The organism is Amycolatopsis sp. FU40 (assembly GCF_021903635.1).
Lineage (GTDB): Bacteria > Actinomycetota > Actinomycetes > Mycobacteriales > Pseudonocardiaceae > Amycolatopsis > Amycolatopsis dendrobii.
The window spans coordinates 8,214,320-8,229,234 of sequence record NZ_CP091381.1 but is presented as its reverse complement, the minus strand read 5'-3'; the positions used below and the strand labels follow the sequence as shown (position 1 = coordinate 8,229,234).

General features: G+C 70.4%; 15 protein-coding genes. 6 read left to right on the top strand and 9 right to left on the bottom strand.

Going from position 1 to position 14,915, the window contains the following annotated elements:
• Positions 1–53 precede the first annotated feature (53 nt).
• Positions 54–512, top strand: a complete 459-nt coding sequence (locus tag L3Q65_RS38995) for a MarR family winged helix-turn-helix transcriptional regulator (RefSeq protein WP_182890374.1) — start codon at positions 54–56, stop codon at positions 510–512.
• Between the two features lie 12 nt (positions 513–524).
• Here L3Q65_RS38995 and L3Q65_RS38990 read toward each other — a convergent pair whose 3' ends face one another.
• Together L3Q65_RS38990 and L3Q65_RS38985 are read right to left on the bottom strand one after the other, a co-directional pair.
• The gene (locus tag L3Q65_RS38990) at positions 525–1,628 is read right to left on the bottom strand and encodes a glycosyltransferase (protein ID WP_182890375.1); all 1,104 of its coding nucleotides are present in this window, start codon (positions 1,626–1,628) and stop codon (positions 525–527) included.
• A gap of 3 nt (positions 1,629–1,631) precedes the next feature.
• The gene (locus L3Q65_RS38985; RefSeq protein WP_304504534.1) at positions 1,632–2,702 is read right to left on the bottom strand and encodes a glycosyltransferase family 1 protein; all 1,071 of its coding nucleotides are present in this window, start codon (positions 2,700–2,702) and stop codon (positions 1,632–1,634) included.
• A 224-nt stretch (positions 2,703–2,926) separates the two neighbouring features.
• On the opposite strand from L3Q65_RS38985, the gene L3Q65_RS38980 reads away from it, so the two are divergent.
• Positions 2,927–3,760 (top strand): inositol monophosphatase, encoded by an 834-nt coding sequence (locus L3Q65_RS38980; RefSeq protein WP_116202048.1) that lies wholly within the window; start codon positions 2,927–2,929, stop codon positions 3,758–3,760.
• A 52-nt stretch (positions 3,761–3,812) separates the two neighbouring features.
• Here L3Q65_RS38980 and L3Q65_RS38975 read toward each other — a convergent pair whose 3' ends face one another.
• The 5 genes from L3Q65_RS38975 to menD all read right to left on the bottom strand — a co-directional run bounded on the left by L3Q65_RS38975 (position 3,813) and on the right by menD (position 8,677).
• Positions 3,813–4,277, bottom strand: coding sequence for a DUF3592 domain-containing protein (locus L3Q65_RS38975; RefSeq protein WP_182890377.1), 465 nt, complete (start codon positions 4,275–4,277; stop codon positions 3,813–3,815).
• Between the two features lie 9 nt (positions 4,278–4,286).
• A complete protein-coding gene (locus L3Q65_RS38970; RefSeq protein WP_237597911.1) occupies positions 4,287–4,961 on the bottom strand; it encodes a hypothetical protein in 675 nt (224 codons plus the stop codon).
• Positions 4,962–5,018: 57 nt separating this feature from the next.
• Positions 5,019–6,533, bottom strand: coding sequence for a M1 family metallopeptidase (locus tag L3Q65_RS38965; RefSeq protein ID WP_182890379.1), 1,515 nt, complete (start codon positions 6,531–6,533; stop codon positions 5,019–5,021).
• Positions 6,534–6,624: 91 nt separating this feature from the next.
• Positions 6,625–6,969: a hypothetical protein gene (locus tag L3Q65_RS38960; protein ID WP_237597910.1), complete on the bottom strand. Its 345-nt coding sequence runs from the start codon at positions 6,967–6,969 to the stop codon at positions 6,625–6,627.
• Between the two features lie 31 nt (positions 6,970–7,000).
• A complete protein-coding gene (gene menD / locus L3Q65_RS38955; RefSeq protein ID WP_182890381.1) occupies positions 7,001–8,677 on the bottom strand; it encodes a 2-succinyl-5-enolpyruvyl-6-hydroxy-3-cyclohexene-1-carboxylic-acid synthase in 1,677 nt (558 codons plus the stop codon).
• Positions 8,678–8,770: 93 nt separating this feature from the next.
• Here menD and L3Q65_RS38950 point away from each other — a divergent pair, with 93 nt between their 5' ends.
• The 3 genes from L3Q65_RS38950 (at position 8,771) to L3Q65_RS38940 (ending at position 11,818) form a co-directional block, all read left to right on the top strand.
• Positions 8,771–9,694, top strand: coding sequence for a 1,4-dihydroxy-2-naphthoyl-CoA synthase (locus L3Q65_RS38950; protein ID WP_182890382.1), 924 nt, complete (start codon positions 8,771–8,773; stop codon positions 9,692–9,694).
• A gap of 67 nt (positions 9,695–9,761) precedes the next feature.
• Positions 9,762–10,901 (top strand): o-succinylbenzoate--CoA ligase, encoded by a 1,140-nt coding sequence (menE, locus tag L3Q65_RS38945; RefSeq protein WP_182890383.1) that lies wholly within the window; start codon positions 9,762–9,764, stop codon positions 10,899–10,901.
• Between the two features lie 47 nt (positions 10,902–10,948).
• A complete protein-coding gene (locus L3Q65_RS38940) occupies positions 10,949–11,818 on the top strand; it encodes a 1,4-dihydroxy-2-naphthoate polyprenyltransferase (protein WP_182890384.1) in 870 nt (289 codons plus the stop codon).
• On the opposite strand, the gene L3Q65_RS38935 is transcribed toward L3Q65_RS38940, so the two are convergent.
• Positions 11,815–12,585 carry a helix-turn-helix domain-containing protein gene (locus L3Q65_RS38935; RefSeq protein ID WP_237597909.1) on the bottom strand — a complete coding sequence of 257 codons (771 nt, stop codon included), beginning with the start codon at positions 12,583–12,585 and terminating at the stop codon, positions 11,815–11,817. The two genes, L3Q65_RS38940 and L3Q65_RS38935, sit on opposite strands and share 4 nt — an antisense overlap.
• A gap of 87 nt (positions 12,586–12,672) precedes the next feature.
• Between L3Q65_RS38935 and L3Q65_RS38930 the strand changes: the two genes are divergently transcribed.
• Complete coding sequence (locus L3Q65_RS38930) at positions 12,673–13,341, top strand: alpha/beta fold hydrolase (protein WP_182890386.1); 669 nt, start codon at positions 12,673–12,675, stop codon at positions 13,339–13,341.
• Between the two features lie 113 nt (positions 13,342–13,454).
• Here L3Q65_RS38930 and L3Q65_RS38925 read toward each other — a convergent pair whose 3' ends face one another.
• Positions 13,455–14,894: an aldehyde dehydrogenase gene (locus L3Q65_RS38925; RefSeq protein WP_237597908.1), complete on the bottom strand. Its 1,440-nt coding sequence runs from the start codon at positions 14,892–14,894 to the stop codon at positions 13,455–13,457.
• Positions 14,895–14,915: the final 21 nt, after the last annotated feature.

Genomic DNA, 14,915 nt, shown 5'->3' with positions numbered 1-14,915 from the left:
CATAAAAACGATTACACTGGTGTAATGGATTGTCAAGCGATACGGTTCAGGGCATGCAAGGACCCCCGCAGTTCGGCAGCGCCTTCCTGCTGGCCCAACTGGGCGCACACGCGGCCCAGCGCTTCGCCGAACGCGTCGCGGGCCTGGGCCTGACGCCGCCCCAGACCGGCCTGCTCCGGGCGATCGCGCGGCGGCCCGGCGAGAGCCAGCAGGTGCTGGCCGCGGAGCTGGGCACGCCGCCGACCCGGCTGGTCGCCCTGGTCGACGGCTTGGAGCAACAGGGCCTGATCGAACGCCGCCGCAATCCGCGAGACCGCCGCCTCTACGCGGTTTTCCTCAGCGACAAAGGCCAGGAAACGATGGCCGCGCTGGCGAAAGCCGCCGCGGCACACGAAGACGAGATGATGGCGGCACTGTCCACAGAGGAACGTTCGGTGCTGCGCGACCTGCTGGCCCGAGTCGCCGCCGACCACGACCTAACCCCCGGCGTCCACCCCGGCTACCGCGGCTAGCTGTCCGCGGCCTCAGCCGAGCGCGGCCAGCATTCCCCGCACCGAGGTCGGCCACGCGAACTCCTCCGCCCGCGCCCGAGCGGCCGCCCGCCGAAGCTCCTCCGGGCTGTCCAGCAAACCGGTCACCGCGCTGGCGAACGCGGGCGCGTGATCGTCCACCGCCGCCCCGCACCCGGGTCGCACGATCTCCCGCAACGCCGACGACGCCGAAACCACCACCGGCGTACCGGAAGCGAGCGCCTCCAAGGCCGCCAGCCCGAACGTCTCGTGCGGCCCAGGAGCCAGCGAAACATCCGCACTGGCCAGCAACCGGGCCACTTCGCCCCGGCCGGCCAAGAAGCCGAGAAACGTCACCGGCAAGCCCCGAGCCCGCCGTTCCAGCGCCCGTCGCCGAGGCCCGTCGCCCGCGATCACCAAACGCACCCGAACACCGGATTCCGTCAGCTCGGCGACCGTATCCACGCTCCGCTCAACGTGTTTCTCCGGCGACAACCGCCCACAATGGACGATCAACGCGTCAGCACCACTGGCCAACACCGACCGCCAGCCGGAATCCCGCATCGACGGCGCGAACGTCGCCAGGTCCACTCCCAACGGCACCCGCCGGACGTTAGGCGCGGCGATCCGCTCGAACTCCGCGTGCGCGAAGGCCGTCGTGCAAACCACCGTGTCGTACGAGGCCGCCATCCGCCGGTTGGCGGCGTCCGCGACGTGCCGGGCCATCGCTCCGGGCAGCAAGAACTGCTCCAGCAACCGGTCCAGCCGCTCGTGCGAGATGACCATGCTGGGCACGCCGTTGCGCCGCGCCCAGACGCCCATTCCCCGCAAGGTCAGCCGGTCGGACACCTCCAGCCGGTCCGGTTCCAGCCGTCGCAGCACCGAACGGACCCGCTGCGGATCGACCGCGCGATACCCGCCGGTGCCGGGAATTCGCAAGGCAGGCAAGGAATACCGGCACACCCCGGTCGGCAGGGTTTCCACCGCGTACCGCCGCCCGGGCACGACCAGCGTCACCCGATGCCCGCTGGCGACGTACCCCGCGCCAAGGTGGTTCAGCGCGGTCCGCAGCCCGCCGGATCGTGGTCCGTAGAAGTTCGCCAGCTGGACGATGTGCATGGCTCAAGCCGCGCGCGCGACTCGGCCCTGTACTGCTTCGTAGTGCCCGACCAGCTCCCGGCACACCGCGGGCCACGTCCGGCCCAGGACCACTTTCCGCGCCTTCTCGCCCAGCCGGGCGCGCAACGCCGCGTCCCGCAGGTCGTCGACCTTGGCCACCAGCGCCGGACCGAACGACTCCCGGTCGGCGGGCAGCAGATATCCGGTCCGGCCTGGCAGGACGAGATCCTTCGGGCCGCCCGCGTCCGGCGCGAGCACCGGCAGCCCCGACGCCATCGCCTCCTGCACCGCCTGGCAGAACGTCTCGTGCGGCCCGGTGTGCACGAAAACGTCGAGGCTCGCGTACGCGACCGACAGCTCGTCGCCGTACTTCGCGCCGAGGAAAGCCGCTCCGGGCAACCGTTCCCGCAGCGCCGGCAGCTCCGGTCCGTCGCCGACGACGACCACGCGCACGCCCGGCATCCCGGCCAGCACGGTCAGCCGGTCGACCTCCTTCTCCGGCGCGAGCCGTCCGACGAACCCGACGAGCAGCTCGCCGTTCGGCGCGAGTTCCGCGCGCAGCGCCGGGTCCGCGTGCGCCGGGGAAAACCGGCTGATGTCCACGCCGCGCGCCCAGCGGTGCACGCGCGGAACGCCGTGCAGCTTCAGCTGTTCGATCGAGTCCGACGACGGCGCGAGCGTCCGGTCGGCCCGCGAGTGCAGCCGGCGCACCCAGCGCCAGGCCGCCCGCGCGCCGATGCCGAAGCCGTACGACGTGGCGAACCCGGCGATATCGGTCTGGTAGACGGCGATCGACGGCACGCGCAGCCGTCTCGCCGCGGCGAGCCCGCGCGCGCCGACCACGAACGGCGAGGCCAGGTGCACGACATCCGGGCCGAAATCGGCCAGTGCGGTCAGCACGGTGCGCGTCGGCAGGCCGATCGGCAGCGAGTTCACGCCGGGGAAGTCCAGCGCCGGAATGCGGACGACGGGCGCGCCGCGGTAACTCGCCGGGCCCGGTCCCGGCGCGACGACCAGCACGTCGTGCGCGGATTCGACCAGGTGCTCGACGACCCGCAGCACGGAATTCGTCACGCCGTTCACCTGGGGCAGGAAACTTTCGGTGACTATGGCGACTCGCACCGCGTCACTGTCGCAAAACCGCAGGCAGGGCGGGCCAATCCCGCGTAACCGACCGGCCAACGGTGGCGAAACACTCCGCAGCGTCCGCGCCCGGGCGCCGACCGTCGAAGAATTCGCCACGACATGTCATCTTCCGGTCGCGTTCCGGACACCAGGAACGCCCAGACTAAGCAGGCATGACCCTCTTGTCCTCCAGGCCGTCGCGGCCCGTGGAACCCGGGCTGCTCTCCCGAGCGCTCGAGGTCGCGGGGCGGCTGGCGAACGACGCCACCGACGTGATCACCGCGACCGCGGGCCGCGGCGCGCACCCGGCGACGCTGGATTCGCCGTTCGACTGGGTCACCGACACCGATCGGATCCTGGAACGGCACACCCGCCGCGTGCTGACCGCGGAGTTCCCCGGAATCCCGGTGGTAGGCCACGAATTCGGCGCTGACCACGGCGCGGACGTCGCGGAGTACCGCTGGGTGGTCGATTCCGTGGACGGCACCGCGAACTACGTGGCCGGAGTGCCGTGGTGCGCGTACAGCCTCGCCCTGGTCGACGCGAGCGGCCCCGTGGTGGGCGTGGTCGCGGACCCGTACCGGGCGCAGATCTACGCCGCCGCCCGCGGCCGCGGTGCCAGGGCCAATGGGAAACCGCTGAAGCTGGTCGACCGCACGGGCACCGCCGGGGCGATCGTCTGCACCGAACTGGCCCGCAAGGGACCGTGGCCGGGAATGGGCGAGTTCATCGAACGCGCGGCGGCCGCACACGCGGGAGTGCGGGTACTGGGGTCGGCCGCGTTGTCGATCGCGCAGGTCGCACTCGGGCACGCGGCCGCGGCGGTGCTGCACAGCTACCACGAATGGGACGTCGCGGGGTCGGTCGCGATGGCGATCGAGGCCGGTGCGGTGGTGCTGGACAAGCACGGCGAGGACGCGGCGTTGCCTACGGACGGATTGCTGGTTGCGGCACCTGGCGTTGCCGATGAGGTGCTTGGCTGGTGGCAGGAAACCGTCGGGACGTAGGGGGCTCGTGAGTGTTCATGCCGGTTCTAACCGGCATGAACACTCACGAGCCTCACACCTTCGCGGGCACCGGCTCCGGAGCGGCAGCGGACCGGTCCCGCTTCATCAACCGGCGCAGCCACCACAGCAGCGGGCCCGCGACCAGCCACGTGATCAGCACCGTCATGCCTACCGGCAGCAGCGTCAACGTCGCGGTCCGGCCCGCGACCCGGGTCAGCTCCGGATTGGTCGCGTCGTACTCGATCGCCACCAGCTGACCGGCGGCGAGACCCGACGGGTACAGCACGCCGGTCGCCGGGCTGTGCACGATGCCGTCCGGCGTCTGGTACTGGATGATCGTGCGGTCGAACGCCACCGATTCGACCGTCGCGTTCGCCGTGCCAAGGTGCGATTCGATCGCGCTGTCGTTGCGGAACGCGGCGAAAACCAGGCTCACGCACATCACTGTGAGCAGCACAGCTACGCCCAACACGGCGAACCACGCGATCCGCCGTGCCTTCACACTCCTGGCTGCCACACCCAGAGTTTAGTCGGGTGCGCCGACCAGCTCGGCACTCGGCAGCCAGTGCGCCCGGTACAGCACGTGCAGGTTGTACGCGTTCACCAGCAGCCGAGACGTCCAATGCAGCTGAAAACACTTGTGGTGCGGCGATTCCTCGTCCGGAGCCGCGCCTGGGGCGCCGAACGCGAGGTCGAAGAAGTCCTCGGCGGTGTGCCGGAAGACCGCCGGGCTGCCGGTCAGGAACATCGTGTTCGCGTGGTACCGGTCGAGCAGCCGGTCCCGCGTCGGCCATTCCGGCCATTCGATCGGCCGCCGATCGGCCGGGACCCGCACCGTATGCGGCCGGGGCGGGCCGAGTGCCGCGCGCAGCCGCGGCCACTGCGAAGGGCGCAGGTGGGCGGCGTGCTGGCTCAGCACGAGATCCAGCGGACGGCCGGAGAATTCCGGTTCCGCGGGAATCCGGCCGGTGCGCAGCGGCAGGTGGATGATCGTGTGCCGGGACCGCGAAGCCAGCAGCCACAGCACCCCGATCCGGTATGCCGCGCGGCGATCGACGTACATCTCCACGTGCGACATCTCCATGCCCGGAGCGATCTCGAACAACAGCGCGGTATCCAGACCGGGATCAGGGCGCAGCACCCGCCACTCCCGGTCGTCGAGCCGGGCGTGGCGGAGCTGCGCCCGCACTTTCATGGCCACCGAATCCTCCTGGAGAGAGCGGAACTCTCCAGGATCCCGCAGCCAGGCAAGCGAATTTCAGTGCCGGTCCGCCTCCGCCAGCGCGCGGTGGTTCGCCTGGATCTGGTCCCACGCCTTCGGCTTCGCCGGGACAGCGGCGAACGCACGGGCCGCGACCGTCCCGTTAGGACCGACAGCGGGCTTGCCCTTGGTGAACAACCAGGTCTGGAACAGCTCCTGCAACGGCTTGCCCGAGACCTTCTCCGCGAGTGCGATGAAGTCCGGGATCACCGCCGCCTTGCCCGCCTTCGCGACCTGCCACTGCTGGAGGATCGAGAAGAACGCCTCGTCGCCGACCGTCTTGCGCAGCGCCTGCACGGCCATCGCGCCCCGGTCGTACACCGCGCGGTCGAACTGCTTCGGCTCGCTCGGGTCGCCCGGCAGGACCTGCCAGAACGGGTCGTCGGCGGCGTAGGAGTCGTACGCGTACTGCGCGAGTTCCGCGGTCGTGCCCTCGCCTTGATGCTCTGACCACAGGTACTCGGCGTAGGAGGCGAAGCCCTCGTTCAGCCAGATGTCGCTCCACTTGCCCAGCGAAACGTTGTCGCCGAACCACTGGTGTGCGTTCTCGTGCGCGATCAGCGTGGTGTTGGCACCGGCGGCGAAGTTGCGCGCGCCGTAGGTCGGGCGGGTCTGGTTTTCCAGCGAGAAGGTGATCCCGCTGGTCACGACGCCGCCTTCGGCCTCGAACGGGTAAGGCCCGAACTGCGATGCCAGGAACTCGTCGACCTCCGGCGTCCGCTCCACGCTCGCCTTGGCCGCGTCGAGCGAGTCGCCGAGATCCGAACCGTAGGCGGTGACGAACGGCTTGCCGTCCGGCGTAGTGGACTGGACCACGTCGTACTTGCCGACGATGAACGACGTCAGGTATGTCGCCTGCGGTTTGGTGCTGCGCCAGTTCCACCGCGTCCAGCCGGCGCGCTTCTTGGTCTTGCGCACGAGCGTGCCGTTCGAGATGGCGGCGAGCCCGTCCGGAGCCTCGATCGACACGTCGTAGGTCGCTTTGTCGGTCGGGTGGTCGTTGGAGGGGAACCACCACTGCGCGCTCTGCGGCTCATCGACGCCGAGTGCGCCGAAAGCGCCCTTCTTCCAGGTGTTCAGTCCGCCGACCTTCTCCGTCGACGGGCTGTCGGAATAGCTCACGACGACCGTCGCGGACTGGCCCTTGAGCAGCGGCTGCGCCGGAGTGATCACCAGCTCGCCGTCGCCGTTCTGATTGGTGAACTGCGCGGGCCGGTTGTTCACCAGTACCTTCGACGCCTTGAGCGCGAAGTCGAGGTCGAAGCGCGACAGGTCCTGGGTCGCGGTGAGCAGGAGCGTCGTGGTGCCCGACAGAACGTCGGTCTCCGGCTGGTAGCTCACGCGGATGTCGTAGTGCTGCACGTCGGTGCCGCCGTTGCCGGCGTTCGGGTAGTACGGGTCGCCGACGCCGGGCGCGCCCGGTGCCGGTACTGCCGAAGCGGTGCCTGCCAGCAGCACCGTCGCGACTCCAGCCGCAACCGCCCCGATTCCGGCCCGAGTTCTCGATCGCATGGTTCCTCCAAGGTGGCCAATGCGACCGAACGTATCCACGTGGGCACCGCACAGGTACGTCCGAAGGACGGGTTCTTACCCACTGGGAAGATCACCCGGATTCGGCGATCCACCACGCGATGGCGATCGGGATGCCGTACAGGATCGGGCCCGCGTAGAGCCCCGGCCACGGCCCCCAGCCGCGCCGCACGGCCAGCCCGGCCATCGCGAACGAGCCGCCGATCGCGGCGAACCAGCCGACCCACGGCAGCGAGGCGACCGCCTGCTGTCCGGCCGCGCTGCAGATCGCCCTGCTGTCCCCGGCGAAGCAGTTGTCGCTGGCCATCACCAGAAACGACGAGAAATACGAGCACACCAACCCGAGCAGGGCCAGTGCCGCCACCGCCGCGCTGAACCAGGCCCACCGGCCTCGCGGGCGCAGGTCCGCCTCGTTCACGAAATCCCCCATTTTCACCGGCCCCCGCCGGTTAAACCGTCCCCACCGCTTCCGCGACCGCCGACTTCAGCCGCGCGTGGAGATTCCGGTGCTGTGCCCGGTCAACGCGGACCTCGACCACCCGCAGGCCCGGCGCGGGCCGCAACGCGGCACGGAATTCCTCGACCGTCTCGGCCACGACGTGCGGCACCCGGTAGCCCGCGCAGAGCGCGCCCAAATCCGCGCCGTGCGGCGTGCCGAAGACGCGCTCGAAGCTCGCCGAGTGTTCCGGCGCGCCCTGCTCCAGCAGCGAGAAAATGCCGCCGCCGTCGTCGTTCAGCACCACGATCGTCAGATCCGGCAACTGCTCCGCGGGCCCGGTGAGCAGGCCGGACGCGTCGTGCAGGAACGTCAGGTCGCCGAGCAGCGCGTACGACGGCGCGCGGTGCACGGTGGCCGCGCCGATGGCCGTCGACACCGTGCCGTCGATCCCGGCGACGCCGCGGTTGCGGTGCACCAGGACGTCCGGACGCAGCCGTCCGGCCAGCGCGACATCGCGCGTCGGGTTCGAGGAGCCGACCACCAGCAGCGCGCCTTCCGGCAACGCGTCGACCAATTCCGTCGCCACCCGCACCCCGCTCGGCCACGGCTCGGCGGCCAGCGCCGTCGCGACCGCCTGGCTGGCCGCGGCGTCCGCGCGCTGCCAGCTCGCCAGCCACTCCGGGTCCGCGGGCTTCGTCGGTTCGGCGAACCACTGCCCGACCTGCCGGACGTTGTGCGCGGGCGCGGGCCAGTCCGAGTCCGGACGCACCAGCAGCACCTCGACCTCCGGGTCCGACAGCACCTTCTGGACCTGCCGGAACACCGTCGGACGGCCGAGGCACAGCACCTGCTCGGGCCGGTGTCGCGAGATGAATTCCTCGACGCCGAGCAGCCAGGCGCCGGACGACATCGCGGTCGCGCCCGACAGGCCCAGCCCGCCGGTCTCCGAAACCACCGGCCAGCCGTGCTGTTCGGCCCATTCGCTGGCCGCCTGCGCGCCGGTGTCGCACGCGATCACCAGGCCGTGCCGTGCCGACGGGACCACGAACGAGGGCAGCGCGCCGAAGTCCGGCAGCTCGGTCCAGCGTTCGCCGTCCGGACGGCCTTCGAGGGATTCGTACCACTTGCCGTCATCGTCGAGATCCGGCACCAGCGGCTCGCGGAACGGGATGTTCAGGTGCACCGGCCCGCAGCGCCACTCGCCGTACGCGGCGTTCCACGCGCGGCAAATCTGGCTGCGCCAGTAGGAGTTCTGCCCGGCCCGGCGTTCGGCGACGGCCAGCTCGTCGAAGTAGCGGACCGCGTCGCCGTACAGCTCGTACTGGTTGATCACCTGGCTCGCGCCCGCGGAACGCAGCTCCGGCGGGCGGTCGGCGGTGAGCACGATCAGCGGCACGCCTGCCCGGTCGGCCTCCAGCACGGCCGGGTGGAAGTTCGCCGCCGCGGTGCCGGAGGTGCAGACCACCGCCGCCGGACGGCCGGTGCGCGCCGCGATGCCGAGCGCGAGGAACGCCGCGCCGCGCTCGTCGATGCGGACGTGCAGTTGCAGCCGTCCCGAAGCGGCGGCGTCGTAGAGCGCGATCGACAGCGGCGCGTTGCGAGATCCTGGACACAACACCACGTGCGACACGGTGTTGCGGACGAGTTCGTCGACGATGACCCTGGCCTGCGCGGTGGAGGGGTTCACCGGCAGACCCCCGCTTGAGCGCCGTCCGGCCGGCCCTCTCCGGCAGCGGCGTCAGGCACAGCGATCATGTCCACAGGTCCTATTCTCCCAAACGTGGATGACGCCCGAGTTTCCGAGCTGTTCGACCCCGCCGCCTGGTCCGAGGTCGAAGGGTTCTCCTTCACCGACATCACCTACCACCGTTCGCGAGACGCCCGCTCCGGCAAACGGGTGGTCCGGATCGCTTTCGACCGTCCGGAGGTCCGCAACGCCTTCCGCCCGCACACCGTCGACGAGCTCTACCGGGCGCTCGACCACGCCCGGATGAGCTCGGACGTCGGGTGCGTCCTGCTCACCGGCAACGGCCCGTCGCCGAAGGACGGCGGCTGGGCGTTCTGCTCCGGCGGTGACCAGCGTATTCGCGGACGCTCCGGGTATCAGTACGCGAGCGGGGAGACCTCGGACACGGTCGACCCGGCGCGGGCGGGCAGGCTGCACATCCTCGAGGTCCAGCGGTTGATCCGGTTCATGCCGAAACCCGTGGTCGCCGTGGTGCCGGGCTGGGCGGCGGGCGGCGGGCATTCGCTGCACGTCGTGTGCGATCTCACCCTCGCCTCGGCCGAGCACGCGCGGTTCAAGCAGACCGACGCGGACGTCGGCTCGTTCGACGCGGGCTACGGTTCGGCGGGCCTCGCCCGGCAGGTCGGGCAGAAATTCGCGCGGGAGATCTTCTTCCTCGGCCGCGACTACACCGCCGAGCAAATGCACCGGATGGGCGCGGTCAACGAGGTCGTGCCGCACGCCGAGCTGGAGCGGGTCGCGCTCGAATGGGGCTGGGCGATCGTCGGCAAGTCGCCGACCGCGCAGCGGATGCTGAAGTACGCGTTCAACGCGATCGACGACGGGCTCGTCGGACAGCAGCTGTTCGCCGGAGAAACCACCCGGCTGGCGTACATGCAGGACGAGGCCGTCGAAGGCCGCGACGCGTTCCTGGAGAAGCGCGACCCGGACTGGTCCGGCTACCCGTACTACTACTGACCTCGTGAGTGTTTATGCCGGTTCTAACCGGCATAAACACTCACGACACCCCCGCGGAGGCCCCTAGGTGCACCTCTCCTGGCTCGACGGCAGCCCCGATGCCCTCGCCGCCCTCGACGCCGCCCTCACGGCCGCTCTCGACGGCGGCCCCGCCGTGCTGCCCCTGAACTCCGCAGACCCGTCGGCTCCCGCGTTGCTCGAGGCGATGGCCCCGGAACAGCCGGTCGAGCCGGACACCGCCGTGGTGATCGCCACGTCCGGGTCCACCGGAGCGCCGAAGGGAGTGCTGCTGTCCCCGCGCGCGCTCATCGCGTCCGCGACGGCCACGCACGCCCGGCTCGGCGGCCCCGGACACTGGCTGCTCGCCACCCCTGCGCATTACATCGGTGGCCTGCAAGTCCTGATCCGAGCGCGGCTCGCGGGCACGAAACCGGCTTTCCTGACCGGCACCGGCTTCCGTCCCGATGAGTTCGCCGCGGCGGCCGCGCCCGTGCTGGCGGAGAACGGCCCTCGCTACACCGCGCTCGTCCCGACCCAACTGGTGCGGCTCCTCGATGACGGCGGCGCTGGCCTTGCCGCTGCGAAGGCGTTCGACGGCATCATCCTGGGCGCCGCCGCGACCTCGCCTGCGCTGCGCGCGCAAGCGGCCGAGGAAGGCGTGCGGATCATCCCGTCGTACGGCATGAGCGAGACCGCCAGCGGCTGCGTCTACGACGGCGTCCCGCTCGACGGTGTCCGCGTGGAGCCCGATGCTGACGAGCGCCTGTGGATCTCCGGCCCGGTCCTGTCGCACGGCTACCGCCTCGCCCCGGAACTGACCGCGGAGTCGTTCCGGGACGGCTCTTTCCGCACCTCCGACCGCGGCCGCCTGCTGCCCGACGGACGGATCGAGGTGCTCGGACGCGCGGACGACGTCATCAACACCGGCGGGGTCAAGGTGTCCGCCGCCGCGATCGAACGCCTGCTCGGCGCACAGCCCGGGGTGCGGGACGCGTGTGTGGTCGGCATTCCAGATCCGCAGTGGGGCGAGGCAGTGGTCGCGATGGTGGTGGCTTCAACCGACGAGGCTGCGCTGCGGGCTGCGGTCCGGGCTGAACTGGGTGCTGCCGCGACGCCGAAACGCATCGAGTTCGTGAGCGAGTTGCCCCTGCGCGGGCCGGGAAAGATCGACCGCCAGGCAGTGGCCGCCGCCCTCCGAACGCGCTGAACGGGTTCACCGAACGGGTGAAGATCGCATGGCGTTGAATGGACCCCATGGCGACAGTCAGTGAGTGGATCGAAGGCGCTCGGCCGAGGACGCTGCCGAACGCGATCGCGCCGGTCGTGGCGGGCGTCGGGGCGGCGATCGCGCTCGACGGGTTCTCCTGGTTACGGTCGCTGCTCGCCTTGCTGGTCGCGTTGTCGCTGATCATCGGCGTGAACTTCGCCAACGACTACTCCGACGGCATTCGCGGCACCGACGAACACCGCGTCGGCCCGCTGCGGCTCGTCGGTTCCGGGGCCGCGAATCCGAAGGCCGTGCTGCGTGCCGCGCTGACCTCGCTCGGTTTGGCCGGAGTGCTCGGCCTGACGCTCGTCGCGCTGAGCGGATACTGGTGGCTGCTCGCGATGGGCGCGCTGTGCATCCTCGGCGCCTGGTTCTACACCGGCGGCAAAAAGCCTTACGGCTACTACGGTTTGGGCGAGATCGCGGTCTTCGTGTTCTTCGGGCTGGCCGGCGTCCTCGGCACGGTTTACGTCCAGGCCGGTCGCGTCAGCGGGGACGCGCTGGGCTGCGCGGTAGCGGTCGGCTCGTTCTCGATGGCGGTGCTGGTCGCGAACAACCTGCGCGACATTCCCACCGACATCGAGTCCGGCAAGCACACCCTTGCGACCCGCATGGGCGACGGCGGCACGCGAAAGCTCTACCTGACCCTGGTGACGGTTCCGTACGCGCTCACCGTGCTGATGGGGATCTGGCACCCGCTGCTGTTCATCACCTTCGTGACCGCGCCGCTGCTGCTGAAGCCGATCAAGGCCGTCGGCGGTGGCGGCAAGGGGCGGGAGCTGATCCCGGCCCTGCGTGACACCGGCATGGCGATGCTGGCCTGGGCGGTGCTGAGCGCGGTCGCGCTGGCGCTCTAAAGGCCGCTCCGATACCGCCCCGGCGTCGTCCCGATGACGGCGGTGAACGCCGCGATGAAGCCGCTGGGATTGGCCCAGCCACAGGCGTAAGCAGTGCGGACGGTGTCGTGACCGTCGGCGAGCAGCACCAGTGCGTGGTAAATCCGGAGCTGGGTGCGCCACTCGTAGAAGGTCATGCCGAGTTCGTCGTGGAACAGCCTGCTGAGGGTGCGCGCGCTGGCTCCGATCGACTTCCCGAGTTCGGCGAGAGTGGCGTTGTCCGCCGGATTCTCGTGCAACCTCTCGGCGATCGCCCGCAGCCGGTCGTCCCGGGGCGCGGGCAGTTGCAGCGGCGGGTCGGGTGCTTCGCGGAGTTCGTCGACGAGGACCCGGTGGAGCCGAGTGAGCGCGGAGCCGCGGTAGCCGGCGCCCTCGTAATTGTGCGGGCCGGTCAGCGCGAGCAGGACCTCGCGAGCCAGGCCGGAGGTCCGGAACACGGCCGGACGGTCCGAGATGAGCCGGGCCAAGGACGGCGCGAGGAAGACGATCCGGATGTCGGTGTCGCCGTGCGCGCGGTGGAAATGCGGGAACCCGGCGGGCGTCCAGGCGACTCGGTTGGCGGGCGCGAGCGACGTGCCGTACTCGGTCTGCACGACGAGAACGCCGCGAGCCGCGTAGACCAGGTGACCCCGCTCGTGTGACTGCAGTTCGCTGGTTTCGCCGGACGGCCAGAGGTGCCTGCCGCCGGAGGGCCACAGGTACGAGGTGATTTGGCGGGGAACGGGCATCAGGTGGCATTCTAGCGTTAACAAGCCACGTGGAGTTCTTGAAAGGCTTTCTCTCGAAGAAGCTGTTGCGGCTCAAGGGAGAAATGCATGTCGACGTTCGTTCTCGTGCCCGGTGCTTGGCACGGTGGCTGGGTATTCGAGGCGGTGGTGCCGCTGCTGGAGCGCGCCGGGCACACCGCGCACGCCTTGACCCTGACCGGTCTGCGTCCGGACGACGACGCCGCGACGGTCGCGGGCGCCAACCTCGACACCCACGCCGACGACGTAGTGGACCTGCTCGATCGCGCCGACATCACCGACGCGACGCTCGTCGGCCACAGCTACGGCGGGATGGTGATCGCCGCCGCGGCCGACCGGGCAGGCGGCCGGGTCTCCCGCGTCGTGCATCTCGACGGCTACGTGCCCGACGACGGCGATTCGTGCTGGTCATCGACCACCGAGGCGTACCGGCAGGCGTTCGTGACCGGTGCCGCGGACACCGGGTACGCCGTGCGCCCGCCGGAACGCGACGGCCGGGATGCCCGCCGCCGTCCGCATCCGCTCGCCTCGCTGCTCCAGACGATCCAGCTCACCGGGGAGTTCGCCAAGGTTCCCCGGCGCGAGTTCGTCTACTGCTCCGGATGGGAAGGCACGCCCTTCGCCGAACTCCGGAACCGGCTCGAAGCCGACCCGCGGTGGCAGGTCCACGTTCTCCCCACCGCCCACAACGCGATGCGCGAAGACCCGGAAGGCGTCGCGAAACTGCTGAACGACTAACCCTAGAACTGGCCGGTGAGCAGGGACTCGTCGAACCGAGCCAGGTCGAGCCCCTGCTCGCCGAACCGTTTTTCTGAAGCCGATCAGCCGGGACGGCACCGAGCGCGGCCGCTCTAGCGACCGACCGCGATCGCCTGCCACTCCACGAACTCCGCCAGCCCGTGCGAGCCGTACTCGCGGCCGAGCCCGCTCGCCTTGAACCCGCCGAACGGAGCGTTCCCGTGCCGCGGCGCGCCGTTGACGTGGAAAGTGCCGGTCCGCACCGCACGCGCGATCTCGACCCCGTGCTCGGCGTCGGCCGTCCACACGCCGCCGCTCAGCCCGTAGTCGGAGTCGTTCGCGAGCCGGATCGCCTCGTCCTCGGTGTCGAACGGGATCACCACGAGCACCGGCCCGAAGATCTCCTCCCGCGCGATCCGCATGTCGTTCGTGACGTCGGCGAACACTGTCGGGCGCACGTAAAACCCGTTCGCCAGTTCGGGATTCGCGAGCGGCTCGGCGCCGCCCGCCGCGATCCGCGCACCCTCCTCGACGCCCAACCGCAGGTACGACAGCACGCGCTCGTACTGGTCGCGGCGCACGATCGGCCCGACGAAGGTGTCCGGCTTCGCCGGGTCGCCGACTACGAGTCCGTCGGCCATTTCCGCGAGCGCGGCCACGACCTCGGCGTACCGCTCGCGCGCGGCGAAGATCCGCGTGTGGGCCACGCACATCTCGCCGTTGTTGGCGAACGTCGCGGTCCGGATCCCTTCGGCCACGGTCTTCGGGTCCGCGTCCGCGAGCACGATCGCCGCGGACTTTCCGCCGAGCTCCAGCCCGACACGTTTGAACTGTTCTCCCGCGAGCGACGCGATCCGCCGTCCGGCCGCCGTCGAGCCGGTGAACGAAATCTTGTCCACGCCAGGGTGCGTCACCAGGTACTCGCTCACGTCGCGGTCCGCCGCGAACACGCTCACCACGCCGTCGGGGAATCCCGCCTCGGCGAAGATCTCCGCCAGCACCATCGCGTCGAGCGGGGTTTCCGGGGCCGCCTTCAGCAGCACCGGGTTGCCCGCCAGCAACGCCGGGATCAGCTTCACCAGCGCGGCCGAATGCGGCGAGTTCCACGGGATCACCGCCGCCACCACGCCGACCGGCGCGGCGCGCACGATCGTCCGGTTGCCGGCCTCGTCGGTCAGCGTCTCCTCCCAGGCGAACTCGCGCGCGGTCTCGAGCCACGCGGCCGTGCGCTCGGGAAGGTTGTGCTGAGTCCAGCCGGTGAACCAGCTCGGCGAGCCGTTCTCCGCGGTGATCAGTTCGGCGATTTCGTCGGCTCGGGCGGCGTGGAGTTCGTTGAACCGCTCGACCAGGCGCAGGCGCTCGGCTAACGGAGTTCTCCCCCACGGTTCGAGCGCCCGCCGAGCCGCCGCCACCGCACGGTCGACGTCCGCCGTCGAAGCCTTCGGCGCGGTGCCCACCAGCGCCCGGTCGTGCGGCGATCGGACTTCGAAGGTGTCGGTCGTCGCGGGCTCGGTCCAGCGGCCGCCGAGGAAGAGCTGGTCGTAGGTACGCATCAGGATCTCCTGCCGAAGAGT

Bases quoted from the DNA above. Each gene is read 5' to 3' on its own strand.
- L3Q65_RS38965 (WP_182890379.1), bottom strand. From the start codon at position 6,533: ATGCGATCGAGAACTCGGGCCGGAATCGGGGCGGTTGCGGCTGGAGTC.
- L3Q65_RS38995 (WP_182890374.1), top strand. From the start codon at position 54: ATGCAAGGACCCCCGCAGTTCGGCAGCGCCTTCCTGCTGGCCCAACTG.
- L3Q65_RS38940 (WP_182890384.1), top strand. From the start codon at position 10,949: ATGGCGACAGTCAGTGAGTGGATCGAAGGCGCTCGGCCGAGGACGCTG.
- L3Q65_RS38935 (WP_237597909.1), bottom strand. From the start codon at position 12,585: ATGCCCGTTCCCCGCCAAATCACCTCGTACCTGTGGCCCTCCGGCGGC.
- L3Q65_RS38980 (WP_116202048.1), top strand. From the start codon at position 2,927: ATGACCCTCTTGTCCTCCAGGCCGTCGCGGCCCGTGGAACCCGGGCTG.
- L3Q65_RS38990 (WP_182890375.1), bottom strand. From the start codon at position 1,628: ATGCACATCGTCCAGCTGGCGAACTTCTACGGACCACGATCCGGCGGG.
- L3Q65_RS38930 (WP_182890386.1), top strand. From the start codon at position 12,673: ATGTCGACGTTCGTTCTCGTGCCCGGTGCTTGGCACGGTGGCTGGGTA.
- L3Q65_RS38925 (WP_237597908.1), bottom strand. From the start codon at position 14,894: ATGCGTACCTACGACCAGCTCTTCCTCGGCGGCCGCTGGACCGAGCCC.